At 69.6% G+C, this 20,621-nt stretch carries 19 protein-coding genes; 12 read left to right on the top strand and 7 right to left on the bottom strand.

The window, feature by feature from the left end:
• Nucleotides 1–77: 77 nt before the first annotated feature.
• Complete coding sequence (locus HC028_RS16250) at nt 78–539, top strand: hypothetical protein (RefSeq protein WP_239075579.1); 462 nt, start codon at nt 78–80, stop codon at nt 537–539.
• Here the strand turns inward: HC028_RS16250 and HC028_RS16245 are convergent.
• Nucleotides 525–1,124 (bottom strand): hypothetical protein, encoded by a 600-nt coding sequence (locus HC028_RS16245; RefSeq protein ID WP_168078182.1) that lies wholly within the window; start codon nt 1,122–1,124, stop codon nt 525–527. The genes HC028_RS16250 and HC028_RS16245 overlap by 15 nt on opposite strands.
• 106 nt (nt 1,125–1,230) lie before the next feature.
• A complete protein-coding gene (locus HC028_RS16240; protein ID WP_168078181.1) occupies nt 1,231–1,482 on the bottom strand; it encodes a hypothetical protein in 252 nt (83 codons plus the stop codon).
• A 441-nt stretch (nt 1,483–1,923) separates the two neighbouring features.
• Here HC028_RS16240 and HC028_RS16235 point away from each other — a divergent pair, with 441 nt between their 5' ends.
• On the top strand, nt 1,924–3,417 hold the full coding sequence (locus HC028_RS16235) for a helix-turn-helix domain-containing protein (RefSeq protein ID WP_168078180.1): 1,494 nt from the start codon (nt 1,924–1,926) through the stop codon (nt 3,415–3,417).
• A gap of 15 nt (nt 3,418–3,432) precedes the next feature.
• Entirely contained in the window at nt 3,433–4,065 is a 633-nt protein-coding gene (locus tag HC028_RS16230) for a 2'-5' RNA ligase family protein (protein ID WP_168078179.1), read from the top strand.
• A 79-nt stretch (nt 4,066–4,144) separates the two neighbouring features.
• On the opposite strand, the gene HC028_RS16225 is transcribed toward HC028_RS16230, so the two are convergent.
• A complete protein-coding gene (locus HC028_RS16225) occupies nt 4,145–5,515 on the bottom strand; it encodes an aspartate aminotransferase family protein (protein WP_168078178.1) in 1,371 nt (456 codons plus the stop codon).
• 12 nt (nt 5,516–5,527) lie between these two features.
• Nucleotides 5,528–7,018 carry a CoA-acylating methylmalonate-semialdehyde dehydrogenase gene (locus tag HC028_RS16220; protein ID WP_168078177.1) on the bottom strand — a complete coding sequence of 497 codons (1,491 nt, stop codon included), beginning with the start codon at nt 7,016–7,018 and terminating at the stop codon, nt 5,528–5,530.
• A gap of 58 nt (nt 7,019–7,076) precedes the next feature.
• On the opposite strand from HC028_RS16220, the gene HC028_RS16215 reads away from it, so the two are divergent.
• Nucleotides 7,077–8,429: an aminotransferase-like domain-containing protein gene (locus tag HC028_RS16215; protein WP_168078176.1), complete on the top strand. Its 1,353-nt coding sequence runs from the start codon at nt 7,077–7,079 to the stop codon at nt 8,427–8,429.
• A gap of 39 nt (nt 8,430–8,468) precedes the next feature.
• On the opposite strand, the gene HC028_RS16210 is transcribed toward HC028_RS16215, so the two are convergent.
• Nucleotides 8,469–9,227 carry a FadR/GntR family transcriptional regulator gene (locus HC028_RS16210; protein ID WP_239075578.1) on the bottom strand — a complete coding sequence of 253 codons (759 nt, stop codon included), beginning with the start codon at nt 9,225–9,227 and terminating at the stop codon, nt 8,469–8,471.
• Nucleotides 9,228–9,438: 211 nt separating this feature from the next.
• On the opposite strand from HC028_RS16210, the gene HC028_RS16205 reads away from it, so the two are divergent.
• Genes HC028_RS16205 through HC028_RS16170 form a run of 8 tightly spaced genes read left to right on the top strand, consistent with a single transcriptional unit; the run spans nt 9,439 to nt 18,344 of the window.
• Nucleotides 9,439–10,971, top strand: coding sequence for an ABC transporter substrate-binding protein (locus HC028_RS16205; RefSeq protein ID WP_168078175.1), 1,533 nt, complete (start codon nt 9,439–9,441; stop codon nt 10,969–10,971).
• An 8-nt stretch (nt 10,972–10,979) separates the two neighbouring features.
• Nucleotides 10,980–11,942, top strand: coding sequence for an ABC transporter permease (locus tag HC028_RS16200; protein ID WP_168078174.1), 963 nt, complete (start codon nt 10,980–10,982; stop codon nt 11,940–11,942).
• On the top strand, nt 11,939–12,787 hold the full coding sequence (locus HC028_RS16195; RefSeq protein WP_239075577.1) for an ABC transporter permease: 849 nt from the start codon (nt 11,939–11,941) through the stop codon (nt 12,785–12,787). Before HC028_RS16200 ends, HC028_RS16195 begins: the two co-directional genes overlap by 4 nt.
• A complete protein-coding gene (locus HC028_RS16190; RefSeq protein WP_239075576.1) occupies nt 12,784–13,761 on the top strand; it encodes an ABC transporter ATP-binding protein in 978 nt (325 codons plus the stop codon). Before HC028_RS16195 ends, HC028_RS16190 begins: the two co-directional genes overlap by 4 nt.
• Nucleotides 13,758–14,627, top strand: coding sequence for an ATP-binding cassette domain-containing protein (locus tag HC028_RS16185; protein ID WP_239075575.1), 870 nt, complete (start codon nt 13,758–13,760; stop codon nt 14,625–14,627). Before HC028_RS16190 ends, HC028_RS16185 begins: the two co-directional genes overlap by 4 nt.
• A complete protein-coding gene (locus HC028_RS16180; RefSeq protein ID WP_168078173.1) occupies nt 14,624–15,847 on the top strand; it encodes a M20 family metallopeptidase in 1,224 nt (407 codons plus the stop codon). The genes HC028_RS16185 and HC028_RS16180 overlap by 4 nt, the downstream gene beginning before the upstream one ends.
• Entirely contained in the window at nt 15,844–16,896 is a 1,053-nt protein-coding gene (locus HC028_RS16175) for a P1 family peptidase (RefSeq protein ID WP_168078172.1), read from the top strand. The genes HC028_RS16180 and HC028_RS16175 overlap by 4 nt, the downstream gene beginning before the upstream one ends.
• Nucleotides 16,893–18,344, top strand: a complete 1,452-nt coding sequence (locus tag HC028_RS16170; RefSeq protein ID WP_203981429.1) for an aldehyde dehydrogenase family protein — start codon at nt 16,893–16,895, stop codon at nt 18,342–18,344. Before HC028_RS16175 ends, HC028_RS16170 begins: the two co-directional genes overlap by 4 nt.
• A 23-nt stretch (nt 18,345–18,367) precedes the next feature.
• Here the strand turns inward: HC028_RS16170 and HC028_RS16165 are convergent, their stop codons facing one another.
• Complete coding sequence (locus HC028_RS16165) at nt 18,368–19,135, bottom strand: SDR family NAD(P)-dependent oxidoreductase (RefSeq protein ID WP_168078171.1); 768 nt, start codon at nt 19,133–19,135, stop codon at nt 18,368–18,370.
• Between the two features lie 34 nt (nt 19,136–19,169).
• The gene (locus HC028_RS16160) at nt 19,170–20,396 is read right to left on the bottom strand and encodes a cytochrome P450 (RefSeq protein ID WP_239075574.1); all 1,227 of its coding nucleotides are present in this window, start codon (nt 20,394–20,396) and stop codon (nt 19,170–19,172) included.
• Nucleotides 20,397–20,621 lie beyond the last annotated feature (225 nt).

Genomic DNA, 20,621 nt, shown 5'->3' with positions numbered 1-20,621 from the left:
ATCGGATGTCGTGGCCGGGATAAGACCGTCATTGGTTGGTATCCCCCTGTCCGGGAGGCGGCGGTACCTTCTAGCGCGTGGGTACCACCGGACAGCGACTGGACTGTTGGCAGGAAAGCACCTGCGTCGTCTGCCCCGCCCAGGTGCTCGGCTTGGGGGAGTTCGACGTTTCCGACCGGCCCGGCCCGGACAGCCGCTACGAGCCCGAGATCGGTTACCGCGTCAACGTGCACACCTTGACGCCCGTGTGCGTGCACCCGTACCGGGTCGGGCTGCCGGTGGGCCCCTACGCCAGCGCCGGGAAACCAGTGCCGCCGATCACGCAACAGCCGCCCGCGCCGAGCTCGGCCCACCTCGAACTACCCGAGGACGCGACCGATCTGGAGGGCTGGTTGATCGCCACGCTGCGGACCGCTGACGCCGACGCGATGGCCTCCGCCTTGCGCCGTGCGGAGGCCATCGCAGCCCGACGGTTTCCGGCTCGCGATGTTGTCGCGGCGATGCGCCGGGTGCTCTCCGTGGAGTTAACCCACGACTAGCGCGAGGTCACCCCTGTTGAAGTCGATGTCGTGACGCCGGCCCTCGTTGTGAATGCCGATGCTGGCGTACCGGTTGTTGAGGATCTTCAGACGCCGCCTCGTCTCGTCGGCGTCGATCCAGTACCGCTCGGTGGGCTCGCCCCAACCGGCCGCCAGGTAGCACTCGTGGGTGTAATCGCCTCGGTGCCAGCCGAAGCGTTCCCGGTCGGTCATGTGCACGAACTGGATGCCGAGGCGGCGAGTCATCGACGCGCACAGTGTGTACTGCGCGAGCACGGCGTGGACCATCTCGTCCACTGGCGCGGACACGACCAGCTCGGCCGCCTCCTCGTCGCCGCCGGTTAGTTCGTATACGGCTGACTTCAGGCACAACACCCGTAGTGCCTCGCGGAACAGGGGTTCCGCGTCCATTTCAAGATCGAAGCGGGCGATGATCGGATAGCCCGTGAACGTCGCCCAGCAGTCGGGGTATTTCCGGGTGGAGTCCACCAAGCGGGCGTGCTCGTCACTGCTCTCGATGAGGTCGAGGATCTGGGTCGCGCGGCGGCCGACTGCCGCCGCGTCGGGGTGGGGGTGTGTGGTCATGGTGACCGTTCTCCTTCGCTACCGTCGTCACAGTGGTATGGCGTGGCCTGTGATTGACTGGCTCTCGATCACCTCCTCTCGATCCATTGGCAGCCATGGCGCACTCTCAGGTGCCGGCCGTGAGTGTCTCGGGAGCCTGGACGCGTCGCGCGCCCACCAGCTCAGGGCGGGTCGCACCCGGTATCCGCCGGGGTAGGCGCAGATAACGCGAGAAGATCACCACCGCGGTTTCCCGCCGGTAGCAAGGGCCCGGCACGCCGCATTCGATGCACAGACCATCCGCACTCGACGTGGCGTGCCGGTCGAGCACTTCTTGGGCGATGGCTAGCTGGTCCCGCTCGCCGCCATACGTTGTCATCGTCGCTTCATCTCCTGCGTATTGGTTCCCGCCTTCCTGATCTCGAACGGGGCCGGTCGGTTGGGACAAGACACGCACCGCAGGATCGACCCGCACGCCGGACACCACCGTGACGAACGCTTGAAGGTCGTTAGGCCGACAACGAAGCCGACGATCAGTGCGATGACGGCGGTCGTTACGACGTAGCCCATGGCGCCTTCCTTTGAGCCATCTGCGCGAATTCGATCCATCTGTAGTGAGCAGACTGCCGCAGACCTCATCACGCATGGACTACCTGAGGTGGCGAGAATTCTCCCCACCGCCGCGGTGGCGCTGACCTGGGCAAATGGTGATCCGTCGAGAGCGGTAATACCCACCGCGCGCCTGGCTGACAAACCGCGACCTGCCGTTCGTGCTTCGATGGCGATACGGTGCCGAGGAGAGGTCGGCTGTGGACCGGAGGTGGCGGCAGAGGTGCCTCGGACGACTGGCACTAAGTCTGAACGCGACCAGATTCGTCAGACTCTGGCCGGTTACGGCGCAACCCCGGCAGCCATCGCGGCCGAGCTGCAGCGCCGGTTCGGGTTACGCCCCAGGGAGGCGTTCCGGCAGGCGCACGGCTGGACCCAAGAGGCCGTCGCAGCCCACCTCAATGCCGTCGGTAGCGGATCAGCTGCGTTCACCGGCACGCGGATCAGTGACTACGAACGTTGGCCATTCGGCGGCCGTCGTCCCACCCTGGCCGTGCTCACCGCACTCGGTGAAGTGTTCGGCACCCCCGCACCATTCCTGGTCGACCTCGACGACCTAGCCGCGATGCCCGTAGCCGACCGAACCGTGCTTTGCGCAGTGTCAGCTACAGGATCGGTGCCTGCCGGACGAATAACCGCACGGTCCGCTCCTGCCGACGATGTCGCAAGTGGCGTGCGATGGGCGCCCGGGAGCTTGTTTGACGAGACAGAGTTGGTGATCGCGGTGACCGAGCGCACGGCAGGATTCGGCGCGTGGATGGAGTCCTCCAATGTCGGCCATATGACCCTGGACGATATTGTCAACTCGACCCGTCGGGTCGCGACCGACTACCTCACCCTGCCACCAATAGAGGTCTACGCCCGCGCTGGACTGTTGGCCGACCGGGTGTTCCGGCTGTTGCAGACTGGCCACCAGCGCCCTGACCAGGAGAGAGAACTCTACGTCTGGGCCGGGTACCTGTGCGCACTGCTGGCATGGATGGCTGGCGACCTCGGGCATCCGGCGGCAGCTGGGTCACACGCTCGTACCGCATGGATTTGCGCCGAGAGGGTCAGTAGCGACAACACGCTTCGCGCGTGGGTGCTATCGACGATGAGTAAGACCTACCTGTGGGATCAGCGCTACGAAGACGCCGCTTCCACCGCCGCTCGTGGCCTCTCCTACAGTCCAGGTGGGACCGCGGCCGTCATGCTGGCCAGCCAAGAAGCCGACGCCTGGGCCGAGTTCGGCGTGGCCGAACGTGCCCTCGCTGCCCTGGAGCGAGCTGAACGTGCCCGGCAGACCGCAGGCGAAGATGGGGTTGGCGGACTGATGACCTGCAGCACCGTCCGCCAGCACAACTACGCAGGGTCGGTGCTGCTGCGTACCGGCGACCCGGTTGGTGCCATCGATCACGCGGAACGAGCGTTGGCCGAAGCGGTCGAGGATCCGGCCGTCGCCTACGGCACAATCGCCCAGATTCGGATTTGGGCCGCCACTGCACACATCCGTAATCGCAGCCTTGACGGCGCTATCGACGTTCTTGCCCCCGTCTTGAAGCTGCCGAATGAACAGCGGCTGGACACCCTCGTTCGTCGAATGCGTGATGTTGGTCGGCTCATCGCCAACAGCCCGCAGCTTCGTTTCAGCGCCGAGGCTCGTGCCCTGCATGCCGGCATCACGGAGTTCTGTGCCATCGACGTCGCTCGTCGCTTTCCTAAGTAGACTCGGAGGGGGTCCATGGCCGTCCCGCACGCCACAGAAATCCGTCGTCACTGGTACTGGCGCCCCGGTTGGGGGATCGGTACCCGCTTCTACACCTGGCACATCACCTTCGATGGTCAGCCGGAGGTCACCAAGCTCGCGGAGCAGTACCGCGCGGTGCTGACCGGACAGCCGATGTTGGATATCATCCCCACCCAGTGGCTGCACCTCACTATGCAAGGCATTGGGTTTGTCGATCAGGTCGACCGCGACCAGGTCGACGCTATTGTCGCCGCTGCACAGGAGCGCTGCGCGGTACTGGCCCCAATGGAGCTGACTCTTGGCGCGCCACACGTCGACCCTGAATCCATCCAGATCGCTGTGGAACCTGCCGAGCCCGTCCGTCAACTGCGAGCCGCTATCCGGGCCGCGATCGCCGATGTATGGGGGCCTGTGCGGGTACCCGAGCCGGCCGAGCCCTACACCCCTCACATGAGCTTGGCCTACACGAACGCCGACGGACCTGCCGCCCCGCTAGTGGAGGCACTCGCTGCCGTACCGACTCTCAGCGCCACAGCGACAATTGACTCCTGCCAACTCATCGTTCTCAACCGCGACGAGGGCATGTACATGTGGGAAACGTTCGCCACCGTGCCCCTTGGCCGCTGACTCCATCTGGCAGGGACCCGTACACGATTGCGGCGGCTCCCCGGAACGTACCGGGGAGCCGCCGCACACTAGGGAGCCGTCAGGAGCCCGTGTAGTACTTGTCCGCCACCTCGAGCGCCTGGTCGAGGATCGCGATGCCCTCGCGGGCCTCGTCCGCGGAGATCGTGCACGGCGGCACGACGTGCACCCGGTTGAAGTGGGTGAACGGCCACAGGCCGGCCGCCTTGCACGCCGTCGCGACCTCGGTCATCGGCTTGGTGTCGCTACCTGCCGCGTTGTACGGCACGAGCGGCTGGCGGGTGGCCCGGTCCCGGACCAGTTCGATGCCCCAGAACATGCCGAGACCGCGTACCTCGCCGACGGACGGGTGCTTGTCGGCGAGTGCCCGCAGGCCCGGTCCGATCACGTCCTCGCCGATCGTACGGGCGTTCTCGACGATGCCCTCTTCCTTGAAGATGTTGATCGACGCCACCGCGGACGCGCACGCGAGCGGGTGACCGGAGTAGGTCAGACCACCCGGGAACGGGCTGTGGGCGAACGTCTCGGCGATGGCCCGGGAGATGATGACCCCGCCGAGCGGCACGTAACCCGAGTTGACGCCCTTCGCGAAGGTGATCAGGTCGGGCGTGACGTTCCAGTGGTCGATGGCGAACCACTCGCCGCACCGGCCGAAGCCGGCCATGACCTCGTCGGCGATCATCACGATGCCGTACTCGTCGCAGATCTGGCGGACGCCGGCCAGGTACCCGTCCGGCGGGACCAGGATGCCGTTGGTGCCGACCACGGTCTCCAGCACGATGGCCGCGATGGTCTTCGGGCCTTCGACCATGATGAGGTCGCGCAGGTGCTGCAGCGCCCGCTCGCACTCCTCGGCCTCGGTGGTGGCGTGGAACGCCGACCGGTACAGGTACGGACCCCAGTAGCGGACGACGCCCGGCGAGCCGGGCTCCGACGCCCACCGGCGCGGGTCACCGGTGAGCGCGATCGCGCCGGCGGTCGCGCCGTGGTAGCTGCGGTACGCGGCGAGGACCTTGTGCCGTCCGGTGTGGATCCGTGCCATGCGGACCGCGTTCTCGTTGGCCTCGGCGCCGCCGTTGGTGAAGAACACGTGGTTGAGCTCGCCCGGGGCAAGCTCGGCGATGAGGCGGGCGGCCTCGCTGCGCGCGTCGTTGGCGTACCCGGGGGCGATCGTGCAGAGCTTGGCGGCCTGCTCCTGGATCGCGGCGACCAGCTTGGGGTGCTGGTAGCCGATGTTGACGTTCACCAGCTGCGAGGAGAAGTCCAGGTAGCGGGTGCCGGAGTAGTCCCAGAAGTACGAGCCGGACGCGCCCGCGATCGGCAGCGGGTCGATGAGCGCCTGCGCCGACCACGAGTGGAAGACGTGCGCCCGGTCGCTGGCGCGTACCTGCGCCTCGTCGGTGTACGTCGGAGCGTTCAGAAGTTCCGTCATGGCAGGCGTCTCCTAGCGGGTCTGCGGGAAGCCGAGGTCGATCGAGGACGTCGCCGGGTCGGGCCAGCGGGACGTCACGACCTTGCCGCGGGTGTAGAAGTGGATGCCGTCCGGGCCGTACATGTGGGTGTCGCCGAACAGCGACGCCTTCCAGCCACCGAACGAGTAGTACGCGACCGGCACCGGAATCGGGACGTTGACGCCGACCATGCCGGCCTCGACCTCGAACTGGAACTCGCGGGCCGCGCCGCCGTCGCGGGTGTAGATGGCGACGCCGTTGCCGAACTCGTGCTTGTTGACCAGCTCGACCGCCTCGGCGTAGGTCTCCGCGCGGACGACGCACAGCACCGGGCCGAAGATCTCGTCGGTGTAGACGCTCATGTCCGGGGTCACGTGGTCGAGCAGCGTGACGCCCAGGAAGTAGCCGTCCTTGGGCAGGTCGTTGTCGCGGCCGTCGACCACGACGGTGGCGCCGGCCTCGGCACCCTGGCGGATGTAGTCGGCGACCTTGTCGCGGTGCACGCGGGAGATCAGTGGGCCCATCTCGGAGTTCGGGTCGGCGCCGTCGCCGATGCGCAGCTTCGGCAGCCGCGCCGCGATCGCCTCGACGAGCTTGTCGCCGGCGTCGCCGACGGCCACCGCGACGGAGATGGACATGCAGCGCTCGCCGGCCGCGCCGTACGCGGCCGACACGGCGGCGTCGGCGGCCATGTCGATGTCGGCGTCGGGCAGGACGACCATGTGGTTCTTCGCGCCGCCGAGCGCCTGGACGCGCTTGCCGTGCGCGGTGCCGGTCTCGTAGATGTAGCGCGCGATCGGGGTGGAGCCGACGAAGCTGACGGCGGCGATGTCGGGGCTGGTCAGCAGGCCGTCGACGGCCTCCTTGTCGCCCTGCAGCACGGTGAACACGCCGTCGGGCAGGCCGGCTTCCTTCCACAGCTGGGCCAGGAACAGCGCCGCCGAGGGGTCCTTCTCGCTCGGCTTGAGGATGAACGCGTTACCGCACGCGATGGCGTTGGCGCACATCCACAGCGGAACCATCGCGGGGAAGTTGAACGGGGTGATGCCGGCGACCACGCCGAGCGGCTGGCGGATCGAGTACACGTCCACGCCGCTCGCGGCCTGCTCGGAGAAGCCACCCTTGAGCAGCTGCGGCACGCCGCAGGCGAACTCGGCGTTCTCCAGACCTCGCGCGATCTCGCCGGCGGCGTCCGACAGCACCTTGCCGTGCTCGGCGGTGATGATGGCGGCCAGCTCGGGCGTGCGCGCGTGCAGCAGCTCGCGGAACTTGAACAGCACCGCGGTGCGCTTCGACAGCGAGGTGCGGCGCCACCCGGCGGCGGCGGCCTTGGCCGAGCTGATCGCCTTGGCGATGTCGGCGGCGCCGGCGAGTTCGACCTCGGCGGTCTGAACGCCGGTGGCCGGGTTGAAAACAGGGGAGGTGCGGCCGGACGTACCCGGGCTCAGGCGCCCGTCGATCCAGTGCGAGATGTGCGAGGTCATGTGCACACGGTACGTGTCAGGGGGCACCGTACAAAGTAGCGTTTGTTATGTTACAACAATGCTTGATCCACTGTTGGTGAGCCTCGAAGAGCGCCTCGAAGAGCCGTCCGCCCGTGGCATCGCCAACGCGGTGACCCGCGCGATGCGCGACGGCGTGTTGACGCCGGGGACGAAGCTGCCCCCGATCCGCACCGTGGCGGCGCAGCTGCAGCTGTCACCGACCACGGTGAGCGCCGGCTGGGCTCTGCTCGCCCGGTCCGGGGCCATCCACACCGACGGCCGGCGCGGCACGACCATCGCCGACCTCAGCGCAACCGGGCCCGCGCGGTACCGCCGCGCCCTGCAACGGCAGATGGCGTTCGGCCTCGACCTGTCGACCGGGGTGCCCGACTCGGCGCTGCTTCCCGACCTGGCCAACGCGCTGCAGCAGCTGCAGACCGCCGGCGTACCCGGCAGCTACCTCGACGATCCGGTGCTGCCCGAACTGGTCCACCGCCTGCGCGCTGAGTGGCCATACCGGACCGACGTGGTGACCGTCGTGGACGGCGCGATGGACGCGCTCGACCTCGCCGCGCGGTCCCTGCTGCGCTTCGGCGACCAGGTGGTCGTCGAACACCCGTGCTTCGCGCCGCTGATCGACCTGCTCGAAGCGATCGGGGTCCAGGTCGTCGGGGTACCCGTCGACGACGAGGGGATGTCCGCCGTGGCGCTCGCCGAGGCGGTGGCAGCGGCCCCGGTGGCCGCCGTCTTCCTGCAGCCCCGGGCGCAGAACCCCACCGGCGCGTCGCTCACCCGTACCCGGGCCGAGGCGCTGGCGGCGATCCTCGCGAAAGCGGACACCTGGGTGATCGAGGACGATTCGGCCGGGGCGGTGGCCGCCACCCCCGACATCAGCCTCGGCCAGTGGATCCCGGACCAGACCTTGCACGTACGCAGCTACTCCAAGTCCCACGGCCCGGACCTTCGGCTGGCGGCGATGGGTGGGCCGGCGAACCTGATGGAGATCCTCGTCGGGCGCCGGCAACTCGGCCAGGGCTGGAGCAGCCGGCTGCTGCAGCGGGTCCTCCTCAGCCTGCTCGACGACGCCGAGGCGGTCCGGACCGTGGCGTACGCCCGCGACGAGTACGCGCGCCGCCGCGCCGCCCTGGTCGACGCGCTCGCCACCCATGGCATCGAGGTCGGTGGGAACGACGGCATCAACGTGTGGGTGCCGGTACTCGACGAGTCGGCGGCCCTGCTACGGCTGGCCAGCCAGGGGATCGGCGTGGCGCCCGGATCGCCGTTCGCCGTGCTGCCCGGGCCGGTGAACCACATCCGGGTCACCGCCGGCCTGCTGACCGAAGGCCATGCCGAGGTCGCCGCGGAGATCGCCGCCGCGACCCAGGCCGGGGCGTGGGCCGGGGTGCGGTGACGCCGGTTAGGCAGCTCCTCGACCTGGTGGGACGCTGACCTAGTCGGTGTCGATGAGCGTACGCAGGAACTCCCGCTCCTGCTCGGTCACGTACCCGGCGTAGTAGTCGTACAGCGTCTGGCGGGCGAGGCGGGCGGCCGCCGGACCGTCGCTGATCCGGACCGCGTCGAGCACCTCGGCATGGTGCGCGATGCTCTCCGCCATCTGCGCGGTCCGGTCGGCGGCGCGTGCGATCTTGTCTTCGATGAGCGTCAGCACCACCGAGCGCACCACCTGGTTGCAGACCTGTACGAGGCGGTTTCCGCTCGCTCGCGCGACCGCGTCGTGGAAGGCGACATCAGCGCGGCTGAACTCCTCGTAGTCGTCGGTGGCCGCGCGCATCACCGCCATCGCCGCGTCCATCTCGGCGAGTTGTTCCTCGGTGCGCAGCCGGGCGGCGAGCAGGTTGGCGCTGCTGTCGAGCAGCATCCGGAACTGGATGAGCTCGGCCAGGCTGAGCTCGGACACGCGTGCGAGGGTGGTCATCGACTTCTGCAGCGTGGCGGGGGAGAAGGGCAGCACCTCGGGACCCGCGGGGTCGCCGGCCCGGGACCGGACCATGCCGTTGCTCTGCAGGACCCGCAGCGCTTCCCGGACGCTCGACCGGCTCACCGAGAACTGCTGCACCAGGTCGCGCTCGGAGGGCAGCCGTTGACCGGGGCGCAGGTCGCCGCGCAGGATCGCGTCCTCGATCTGCTGCACGATCCGTTCGTACGCGCGTACCGGCTGGACCGGCTGGAACTGCAGGCGTCGTGCCACGGGGGCTGCCCTCGCCTTCGGTGTCAGTGGAGTGCTGGCCGCCGTTTCCAGACGGTTACCTTGCGCTCTTGACCTTCACCCATCTCGATGAGAGCGTGAGCGCACTGAGGCTACTGGTCAGACCAGTATCGGTAAACCCTGATTGCACGACCCGTCGAACCCGAATCCCCGGACCGGCGCCGCCCGGCCCCCTTGCATCAGGAGAATCGCCGTGACACGACCGCTCCTCCGGCTCGTCGCGGGTCGCGCGACCGCTGTGCTCGCAACAGCCGTGCTCGCGACCGCCGCCGCCGGTTGCTCATCGGGGTCCGGAGGCTCGTCCGGGGGCTCCAGCGTCAAGAGCCTCTCCGTCGGCTTCGTCGCCGAGCCGTCCAACCTCGACTTCACCACCACCGACGGCGTCGCCATCCCGCAGGCGATGCTGGTCAACGTGTACGAGGGGCTGGTCAAGCTCGACCAGGACGGCAAGATCGTTCCGCTCCTGGCCAAGTCCTGGGACATCAGCGACGACCGCAAGACCTACACGTTCCACCTGCAGGACAACGCGACCTTCACCAACGGCAAGAAGTTCACCGCCGACGACGTCGTGTTCAGCCTGAACCGGGTGAAGACCGACTGGAAGGTGTCGCTGAAGTCCGCGATGGACGTCGTCTCCAGCGTGGAGAAGAAGGACGACACCACCGCGGTCGTGACCCTCGCAAAGCCGAGCAACTCCTGGCTGTACAAGATGGCGACCCGCGTCGGGGCGATGTTCAGCCGCGACGGCATCGCCGACCTCGCCAACACGCCGGTCGGCACCGGCCCGTACAAGCTGGAGTCGTGGAAGCGCGGCGACGCCATCACCTTGGCGGCCAGCCCGAACTACTGGGGCACCAAGCCGAAGCTGGAGAAGGTCGTCCTGAAGTACTTCAAGGACGCCACCGCGATGAACAACGCGCTGCTGACCGGCGGCATCGACGTCATCTCCACCGTGCAGGCACCGGAGTCGCTCCAGCAGTTCACGAACAACTCCAAGTACGAGGTCATCGAAGGCACCACGACCGGCGAGGTGGTGCTGTCGTTCAACAACAGCAAGGCGCCGCTCAACGACAAGCGGGTACGCCAGGCGATCCGGCATGCGATCAACCACAAGACGCTGGTCGAGACCGCGTGGGCCGGCCGCGGCCAGGTCATCGGCGGCATGGTTCCGCCGAGTGACCCCTGGTACGAGGACCTGACCGGCGTCACCCCGTACGATCCCGCCAAGGCCAAGGCGCTGCTGGCCGAGGCCGGCCAGAGCAACCTCAAGCTGCGGCTGCGTATCGCGAACCTGCCGTACGCCGTCGCCGCGGGCCAGGTCGTCAAGTCGCAGCTCGCCGAGGTAGGCATCACCGCGGACATCGAGCCGCTGGAGTTCCCGGCCCGCTGGCTGGACGTTGTCTTCAAGCAGGCCGACTACGACATGTCGATCATCAACCACGTCGAGCCCCGCGACCTCGGTGCCCTGTTCGGCAACCCGAACTACTACCTGCGCTACAACAACCCCAAGGTGCAGGAGCTGCTCGCGAAGGCGGACGCCGGCCCCGAGTCCGACCAGATCGCGGCCATGAAGGAGGCCGCGCGTCTGGTCTCCGAGGACGCGGCGGCCGACTTCCTGTTCCTGTTCCCGAACCTCATCGTCGCGGAGACGGGCGTGACGGGGTTGCCGAAGAACCTGGTCTCGGAGTCGTTCGACCTGACCGTGCTCGCGAAGGCGAAGGGCTGAGATAGCGCGTGGCCCTGTACCTGCTCCGGCGCGTGGCGGTGTTCATCGTGAGCACCGCCGTCGCCGCGGTCGCGGTGTTCGCCTTCATGGCGGTGCTCCCCGGCGACCCGGCCGCGATCGCCCTGGGCGTCAACGCCACCCCGGAGGCGGTCGCGGCCAAGCGCGCCGAGTTCGGTACCGACCGGCCGCTGGCCGTCCAGTTCCTCGCCTGGGTGTCGGGCCTGCCGACCGGCGACTTCGGCCTGTCGTACGTCAGCGGCGACCGCATCGGCCCGCAGATCGCCGACCGGCTCGGCGTGACGCTGTGGCTGGTGCTGTTCGGCATGCTGATCGCGACCGTCGTGGCGGTGCCGCTGGGCGCTGCCGCGGCGGTACGCCACCGTAGCGTCACCGGGCTCATCCTGTCCGGGCTGAGCCAGGTCGGGGTCGCGATTCCGGCGTTCCTCGCCGGCATTCTGCTGGTCTTTCTGTTCGCCGTAACCTGGCAGGTCCTGCCCTCCGGCGGGTACACGCCGCTCGCCGAGGATCCGGTCGCCTGGTTCCAGCAACTGCTCCTCCCGGCCCTGTCGCTCGGCCTGGTGCAGGGCGCGGTGCTCAGCCGGTACGTTCGCTCCGCGGTCCTCGACGTGCTGCGCGAGGACTTCATCCGTACCGCGCGGGCGAAGGGAATGGGGCTCTACCGCGCGCTGTGGCGGCACGGCTCCCGCAACGCCGCGATCCCGGTAGTGACGGTGCTCGGCCTGCAGTTGGCCACGCTGCTGGTCGGTGCGGTCGTGGTGGAGCGGGTCTTCACCCTGCCCGGCCTGGGCAGCCTGCTGCTCGACGGCGTCGCCAACCGGGACCTGCTGCTCGTACAGGACACCGTCATGGTGCTCGTCGTCGCCGTACTGGCGATCAACTTCCTGGTCGACGCCCTGTACGTGGTGCTCGACCCGAGGCTGCGAGACCTGAGCCCGCGAGGTGCCCGGTGAGCGCGCCGGCTGCCCGGCGCCGGGTCCGGCGGCTCAACGCCAGCATGGTCGTCGGGGGCGCCCTGGTCGGGCTGGTCGTACTGGCGGCGCTGGTGTCGTTCGTATGGACGCCGCACGACCCCGTACACGTCGATCCGGCGCACCGGCTGGCGCCGGCGTTCGGTGGTGACTACCTGCTGGGTACCGACAAGTTCGGTCGGGACGTGCTGAGCCGGTTGATGGTCGGCGCCCGCACCACGCTCTACGTCGGCATCGTCGCGGTCGGCATCGCCGCCGTGCTCGGTACCCCGCTCGGCATGCTCGCCGGCATGGTCGGCGGCTGGTCTGGCGAACTCGTGATGCGTGCGAACGACCTGCTCTTCGCGTTCCCCGCACTGCTGCTGGCCATCATGCTCGGCGCGGTCTTCGGCGCTAGCGCGCTCACCGCCATGGTCGCCATCGGCGTCGCCACGATCCCAGCGTTCGCCCGGGTCGCGCGGGGCCAGACGCTGTCGGTCATGCACACCGACTACGTGCTCGCGGCCCGCTCCGCGGGGCGCTCCCGGCTGGCGATCGCGCTGCGCCACGTCCTGCCGAACATCGCGAGCATCCTCATCGTGCAGGCGTCGGTGTCGTTCGCGATCGCGATCCTCGCCGAGGCGGCGCTGTCGTTCCTCGGCTTCGGCACCCGGCCACCGACCCCGTCGTGGGGCCGGATGCTGCAGGAGTCCCAGGAGTTGCTGTTCTCCACGCCCCGGCTCGCGTTCTGGCCCGGACTCGCCATCGCGCTCGCCGTCCTCGGCTTCAACCTGCTCGGCGACGGGCTGCGCGACTGGCTCGACCCCAAGCTCCGGGAGGGCCGGTGAGCGTGCTGACCGGGAGTGTGCTGACCGTTGATGCCCTGCGCATCGATGCGGGCGCGATACCGCTTGTCCGCGACGTGTCCTTCGCTATCGGCCCCGGCGAGCGGGTGGGCCTGATCGGCGAGTCCGGCTCCGGCAAGTCGCTGACCGCGCTGTCGCTGCTGGGGCTGCTCCCCGAGGGCGTACGGGCGAGCGGCTCGGCCCGCCTCGACGGGGTGCCCGGTGACCTCGTCGGCGCCGACGAGCGGGAGCTTTCGAAAGTACGCGGCAAGCGCGTCTCGATGGTGTTCCAGGAGCCGATGACGGCGCTCAACCCGGTGATGCGCGTCGGTGACCAGGTCGCCGAGGTGATGCTGCTGCACCGCACCCAACCCAGCCGGGCGAGGGCGCTGGCGGCCGCCGTCGACCTGCTGGACCGCGTGCGCCTGCCGGAGCCGAAGGCGACCGCGCGGGCGTACCCGCACCAGCTCTCCGGCGGTCAGCGGCAGCGGGTGATGCTCGCGATCGCGCTCGCCAACGATCCGGCGTTGCTGATCTGCGACGAGCCCACCACGGCCCTCGACGTCACGGTCCAGGCGCAGATGCTCGAGCTCATCGTGGAGCTCACCGCCGAACGCGACAGCGCGCTGCTGTTCATCACCCACGACCTCGCCGTCGTGGCGACTGTCTGCGAGCGCGTCCTGGTCATGTACGGCGGGCGCGTGGTCGAGAGTGGCGACGTGTACGAGGTGTTCACCGCGCCGCGGCACCCGTACACCGATGGTCTGCTCGCGGCCTCCGATCTGTCCGCAGTGGACGAGCGGGGCCGGCTGCGCACCATCCCCGGAGTCGTGCCGGGTGGCGGGGAGTTCCCCGATGGGTGCGTGTTCCGTAACCGCTGCCCGCGTGCGACTGACCAATGTGTACAGACACCTGGTTGGACGGGAACGCCTGAACGCGGTTTCGCTTGCTGGCATCCGGTGGGAGGCGGCCAGTGACGGACAACATCAGCACCGACAATGTCAGCACCGACAATGTCAGCACCGACAATGTCATCTCCGCCCGGGACGTGGTGCGCCGCTACCGCCGGCCGCGCCGCTCGCTGACCCGCCCCGCCCCGGCAGTGGAGGCGCTGCGCGGCGTCGACCTCGGCATCGCGTACGGCGAGCGGTTCGGCATCGTCGGCGAGTCCGGCTCCGGCAAGTCCACGCTCATCCGCCTGCTGGCCGGGCTGGACCGGCCGACCTCGGGCTCGATCCGGTTCGCCGGCAAGGAGATCAGCCGCGCGTCCGAACGGTCGCTGCAGTTCCTGCGCCGCGACCTGCAGATGGTGTTCCAGGACCCGATGGGATCGCTCGACCCGCGGATGAAGGTCGGCGACATCATCCGGGAGCCCCTCGTCGCGCTCGGCCACCCCGACGCCCGCGGCCGGGTCGCCGAACTCCTCGACGCCGTCGGGCTGCCGGCCGCGGCCGCCGACCGGTACCCACACCAGTTCTCCGGCGGACAGCGGCAGCGCATCTCCATCGCGCGGGCGCTGTCGCCGCGGCCGAAGGTCCTCGTCGCCGACGAGCCCGTCAGCGCCCTCGATGTGTCGGTACGCGCCCAGATCCTCAACCTGCTGATGGACCTCGTCGACGAGTTCTCCCTCACGCTGGTGTTCGTCTCCCACGACCTGTCGGTCGTCCGGCACGTCTGCGACACCGTCGCGGTCATGCGCGGCGGCGAGATCGTCGAGCGGGGCTCCTGCGAGCGCGTGTACGGAGCCCCGCAGCACCCGTACACCAAGGCGCTGCTCGCCGCCGCGCCGACGCTGGAGAAGGCGTTGGCCGCGCACCGTCCCGCTAAGGAGTCCCCACGGTGACCATCCCGGTCGATGAAGCTGGCGTCGTCGCCTTCACCCAGGCGTTGGTACGGATCCCGAGCGTCAACGATGCCCCGAACGGCCGGTCCGAGCAGGCCGCGGCCGACCTGGTCGCGGCGAAGATGCGTGAGTTCGGCTGGGAGCCGCTGGTTTCGCTCGCCGCGCCCGGCCGCCCCAACGTGGTGGCGGTCGTCGAAGGCGGCGGTGGGGACGGCCCGACGCTGATGTTCGAAGGCCACACCGACGTGGTGACCGAAGGGGCCCTCGACACCTGGACGGTCGACCCGTACGGCGGCGAGGTACGCGACGGCCGGCTCTACGGCCGGGGCGCCGCCGACATGAAGTCCGGCGTGGCCGCGATGCTGTACGCGGTCCGCGCGCTGCAGCGGTCCGGGCCGTTCCCGGGCCGGATCAAGGTGTGCGCGCTCGCTGACGAGGAAGGCCTGATGCTCGGCGTGCACCACTTCGTGGACTCCGGGCTGGCCGCGGACGTGGACGCGGCGATCGTCTGCGAGCCCGAGGGTGGCGAGATCTGCCCGGTGTCCAAGGGGGCGATCCGGCTCCGGGTGGACTTCCACGGCCGGATGGCGCACGGAGCGATGCCGCAGCACGCCCGCAACCCGATCCGCACCGCCGCGGCATTCGTCTCCGCCCTCGCCGAACTGGAGGCCGAACTGCACATCAACCACGACGAACACGAGCACCTCGGCTGGCCGTACATCACGCCCACCGTTGCCCGCGCCGGCGACCTCGACCAGATCAACGTGATCCCGCCGACCGCGACCGTCGCGGTCGACGTGCGTACCGTGCCCGGCATCGACCACGCCGACCTGGTGGACCGGGTCAACGTCCTGGCGTCGGCGCTCGGCGCGACCGACGGGGTATTCGCCGAGGTGACCGTGCTGGTCGACCGCCCGCCGGTCGACACCCCGATCGACGCCCCGGTCGTCGCGGCCCTCGCCGCCGCGCACACCGCCGTCACCGGGTCCGGACCCACCTATGGGGGAGTGCCGGGCAGCACCGACGGCACCATCCTCACGGCGCGCGCCGGCGTGCCGAGCGTCGTGTACGGGCCGGGTGGCAAGTGGATCGCCCACCAGGCGGACGAGTACGTCGAGGTCGACGAGATCGTGCTGTACACGAAGGTGTACGCCGAGGCGGCGCGCCAGTTTTTGAACGGGCACGGGCTCGGTGGTGTCCGGCTCGGTGGTGTGCGGTGAGTGCGCTCAGACCCGGCCCCACAAACACCCTGACCGACGTCGCCGGGTTACGCGTCGGGCACTACCAACGCATCGGCGACGGCTGGCTCACCGGTACGACCGTCGTGCTCACCCCGCCGGAAGGAGCCGTCGCGGGCGTGGACGTACGCGGCGGCGGGCCGGGTACCCGGGAGACCGACGTGCTCGACCCGCGCAACCTCGTCGAGCGGGTACACGCCGTCGTCCTCGGGGGCGGCAGCGCGTACGGGCTGGCCGCCGCGACCGGGGTCATGGAGCGGTTGGCGGACGACAAGGTCGGCTTCCCGGTCGGCACGGTGGAGGGCCAGGTGGTGCCGATCGTGCCCGCCGCCGTCCTGTTCGACCTGGGCCGGGGCGGCGACTTTCGGGCGACGCCGGACGCACCGTTCGGGGCGGCGGCCTACGACGCGGCGAGCTCCGGGCCGGTCGAACTCGGCACGGTCGGCGCGGGCACCGGCGCTGTGGCGGGCGACGTCAAGGGCGGAGTCGGCTCGGCGAGTGTGGTCCTCCCAGTCGGAGTTACCGGCACCGCAATTACCGTCGCGGCGCTCGTCGTCGTCAACGCGGTCGGGTCCACTGTGGATCCTGTGACCGGGGAGCTGTACGGCGCCCGGTTCGGGCTGCCCGGTGAGTTCGACGGTTTGCGGGTGCCCGACGAGAGCTCGCGGGCGGCTCCTGCCGAGGTCGCAACGAGCGTCGCCCAGGCCTTCCACACCACCATCGGCGTGGTCGCCACCGACGCCACCCTGACCAAGGCGCAGTGCCAGAAGCTCGCCGGGATCGCCCACGACGGCATGGCGCGCGCCATCCGGCCGGTGCACTCCATGTTCGACGGTGACACCGTCTTCGCCCTGGCAACCGGTGCGGGTGCGGCGCCCGATCCGGTGGTCTTCAACGCTGTGCTCGCGGCGGCGGCCGACGCGTTCAGCCGGGCGGTCGTGCACGCCATGCTCGCCGCGACGAGCGCCGGTGGCTTCCGGGCGTACGCCGACATCTATCCCAGCGCGGTTCGCGGTTGGAGGCAGGGATGAGCCTGTTCGAGATCCCGTTCCCAGCGGGCCTGCCGGTCGGGGCCGGCTGGGTGGAGCCGGGCACGACAGTCACGGTGCGGTTCCCGTACGACGGAGCCGAGGTGGCCCAGGTGCCTGTTGGCGACGCCGCGCTCGCGCGGGCGGCGCTGGACGAGGCGGTCGCCGTCGCCGACCGGATGGCGGCGCTGCCGTCGCACGCCCGCCGGGCGGCCCTCCTCGGCGCCCGCGACGCCCTCGCGGCCCGGCGCGCGGAGTTCGAACGGCTGCTCGTCCTCGAGACCGGAAAGCCGCTCGTCGACTGCCGGGTCGAGGTAGCCCGTACCCTCGTGACGCTGGAAACGGCGGCCGAGGAGGTGGTGCGCCTGCACGGCGAGACCGTGCCGCTGGACCTGCTGCCGTCCGGCGAGGGGCTGATCGGGTTCTGGACCCGGCGGCCGATCGGCGTGGTGGTGGGGATCGCCGGCTTCAACTACCCGCTGCTGCTCGCCACCCACAAGATAGCGCCGTCGATCGCCGCCGGCTGTCCGGTGGTGTGCAAGCCGGCGCCGCAGACGCCACTGGCCACGCTCTGGCTGGTACACCTGCTGCGCGAGGCCGGCGCGGGGGCCGGCCTGCCGGCCGAGGCTGTGCAGGTGGTCACCGGTGGCGTCGAGGTGGGCGAGACGCTCGTCGGCGACCGGCGCCTCGGCGCGGTGTCGTTCACCGGATCCGCCGCGGTCGGGCACACGATCGCCCGCGCCGCGGCCCCGACGAAGGTACTGCTGGAGCTCGGCTCCAACGCCGCGCTCGTGGTGGCCGCGGACGCCGACCTGGACGCCGCGGCCGACGCCGTGGTGCGCGGGGGCTACTACGCCTCCGGCCAGGCCTGCATCTCCGTCCAGCGGGTACTCGTCGAGGAGCCCGTGGCCGAGCGGTTCCTGGCGCTGCTGGCCGACAGGGTACCGAAGATCGAGGTCGGTGACCCACGGTCGGAGAGCACCCGGGTCGCGGCGCTGATCGACACCCGCTCGACGGAACGGGTCCGCGGTTGGGTCGCGGACGCGCTCGAGACGGGCGCGCGTCTCGTCGCCGGCGGTTCGTGCGAGGGCGGCGTGCTGCGCCCGACCGTCCTCGCCGACGTACGCGACGGCCTGGCGGTGTGGGACGAGGAGATCTTCGGCCCGGTGGTGTGCGTACGCACCGTCCCGGACGTCGACAGCGCACTCGACCTGGTCAACCGGTCCCGGTACGGGCTGCACGCCAGCGTCTACACGAGTTCTTTGAAGACGGCCTTCGCGGCGATCGAGCGCCTGAACGTCGGCGGTGTGGTTGTCAACGAGGTGCCGGGCTTCCGGGCCGACAACATGCCCTACGGCGGGGTGAAGGACTCCGGGATCGGCCGGGAGGGCCCCCGGTTCGCGGTGGAGGAGCTGACCGTCACCAGAATGGCGATCATCCGCCCGGTCTAGTTGGGCGGCTCGTACCGCCCGGTCTAGTTGGGCGGCTCGTACCGCCCGTCGACCGCGGTCCAGCCGCCGTCGACGAGCAGGCAGGTGCCGGTGACGAAGCTCGCCGCGTCGCTGGCCAGGTACACCACCGCGCCCGCCATCTCCTCGGGCTGCGCCCAGCGGCCGAGCGCGCTCTTCGCGGCGTACGCGTCGTACCACTCGGGGTTGGCCTTGATCTGCGCGGTGAGGGGAGTCTCCACGACGCCCGGGGCCACGGCGTTGACCCGCACGCCCTTGGGGCCGAGCTCGGCGGCCGCGGTGCGCAGCAGCTGGATCAGGCCCGACTTGGTGGCGGCGTAGACGCCCTGACCTGGTTCGACCGTGAACGCGCGGATCGAGGCGAAGCCGATGATGCTGCCCCGGCCACGGTCGGCCATGCCCGCGCCGAATGCGCGGACCAGCCCGAACGAGGCGGTCAGGTTGAGCCCCACCACCCGGTCGAACTCCTCTTGCGTGTAGTCGAGCAGCCGCTTGCGCACGTTGGTCGCGGCGGTGAAGACCAGCACGTCGACGTCGCCGAGTTCGCCCGCGGCGCGGGTCACCGCCGCGCCGTCGAGGACATCCAGTTGGTACGCAGAACCGCCGCCCAGCCGCGCGGTCTCCGCCGCCGAATCGGCATCCCGGTCGGCGCAGACGACGTCGGCGCCGTGCGCTGCAAGTGCCTGGGCGCATTCGCGGCCGATTCCGCTGCCGGCACCCACCACCACGGCGCGCCGGCCATCGAGTCGAAACAAGCTGTCGTACCGGGACATGCACGCTAGTAGATCATGCTTATCGGTTCCGGCTTCACTTTTCACGCACGGTAAAACGCAGTGGGAGCCGCTCCGGGCCGTACAGTCCGGTCGGTGCGCGCCAGGCCACCGGACCGGCGTGCGACGGCGGGTCGAACCGGGAGGTGAGCACGCTGAGGGCTGCCGCGATCTCGGTGCGCGCGGTCGCCGCGCCCAGGCAGTAGTGCGGGCCGCCGCCGAACGTCAGGTGCGCGGCTTCGAGTTGCCGGGTGATGTCGAGCCGGCTGCCGCCCGGGAACACGCGCGGGTCACGGTTGGCAGCCTGCGCGCAGACCAGCACGAATGAGCCGGCCGGCAGATCAACCCCATTGAGCTGTACGTCTTCGAGCGCGAACCGGAAGGTCGTCGGTACGGTCGGCGCCCAGCGCATGACCTCCTCAACCGCCTGCGTCGCCAACTCGGGACGCTTGCCCAGCAGGTGCCACTGGTCCGGGTGTGCGGCGAAAGCCACCATCGCATGGCCGAGTTGGTTGCGTGTGGTGTCGTGCGCGGCGAACACGAGAGCCACGGCAAGGTTGCGTAGTTCGTCGGTGCTGAGGCGGTCTCCGGTCTCCTCGGCGGCGATGAGGGCGGAGAGGAGGTCATCGCGCGGCTCGGCCCGGCGCAGCGCGATCAGCCGGTCGAGGTACTCGTACAGTCCGATCACGGCCGCCTCGGCCCGGGTGTGCACGTCGGCGAGGTTGAAGCTGAAGACGAGTCCGACATCGGTCGACCATCGACGGAAAAGGTGATAGTCCTCCGCGGGTACGCCGAGCAGTTCGCACATGACCGCCACCGGCAACGGATCGGCGAACTCGTCCATGAACTCGCACTCGCCTGTGGTGGACGTGCGCGCCGCGATCCGTTCGGCCAACTGGGACGCGCGGTCACGCATGAACGGGCGGAACCCTTCCATCATGCGCGGGGTGAACGCCTTGGTCACCAGTCGCCGCAGCCGGAGATGATCGTCGCCGGTCCGGTGCAGGATGATGGAGACGAACCAGTCGTACAGCGGACCCTCGGAGATGCCCTGCAACGCGAGGTAGCGCTCGCCGCTCGGCGCGAACCGCAGGTCACGCAGTACGCCCTGCGCCTCCGCGTACCGCAGAACGAGTAACCCCAGTGGGGTTTTGGCGTACCAGCTCAGTTCACGGGCCTCCGCGACAGCGGGGGAGTCGAACCGGAACTTGGGATCGGTGACGTCCAGAAACGGCGCATCCAGCGAAGCTGTGGTGGTACGCACGGTGCCTCCTTCGGTCTGTACAGGCCTCGGTCTACACAGGACGTATCGACGTATGTGCGCATGGTTACCGTAGCGGCGACCGGGCGTGCCCGATAGCTCGCGCGGCGTCGGCGGTCGCGATTGCCTATGCGCGCAACCGCTTTTCGCGGAGTCGCGACAGTGCATCGGCGTCGCACGGGTGTTCGAAAACTGTCGTACCGAGTCGGTAGTTTGTCGTTCATGGAC

Origin of the sequence: Planosporangium flavigriseum, assembly GCF_011947225.1 — a bacterium.
Taxonomy (GTDB): Bacteria; Actinomycetota; Actinomycetes; order Mycobacteriales; family Micromonosporaceae; genus Planosporangium; species Planosporangium flavigriseum.
Note: the sequence above shows the minus strand (reverse complement) of the source record. Positions and strands in the feature narration are given on the sequence as shown.

Excerpts from the sequence above, each read along its gene's own strand:
- HC028_RS16245 (WP_168078182.1), bottom strand. The coding sequence starts at position 1,124 with ATGACCACACACCCCCACCCCGACGCGGCGGCAGTCGGCCGCCGCGCG.
- HC028_RS16240 (WP_168078181.1), bottom strand. The coding sequence starts at position 1,482 with ATGACAACGTATGGCGGCGAGCGGGACCAGCTAGCCATCGCCCAAGAA.
- HC028_RS16230 (WP_168078179.1), top strand. The coding sequence starts at position 3,433 with ATGGCCGTCCCGCACGCCACAGAAATCCGTCGTCACTGGTACTGGCGC.
- HC028_RS16225 (WP_168078178.1), bottom strand. The coding sequence starts at position 5,515 with ATGACGGAACTTCTGAACGCTCCGACGTACACCGACGAGGCGCAGGTA.
- HC028_RS16220 (WP_168078177.1), bottom strand. The coding sequence starts at position 7,018 with ATGACCTCGCACATCTCGCACTGGATCGACGGGCGCCTGAGCCCGGGT.
- HC028_RS16215 (WP_168078176.1), top strand. The coding sequence starts at position 7,077 with ATGCTTGATCCACTGTTGGTGAGCCTCGAAGAGCGCCTCGAAGAGCCG.
- HC028_RS16170 (WP_203981429.1), top strand. The coding sequence starts at position 16,893 with ATGAGCCTGTTCGAGATCCCGTTCCCAGCGGGCCTGCCGGTCGGGGCC.
- HC028_RS16165 (WP_168078171.1), bottom strand. The coding sequence starts at position 19,135 with ATGTCCCGGTACGACAGCTTGTTTCGACTCGATGGCCGGCGCGCCGTG.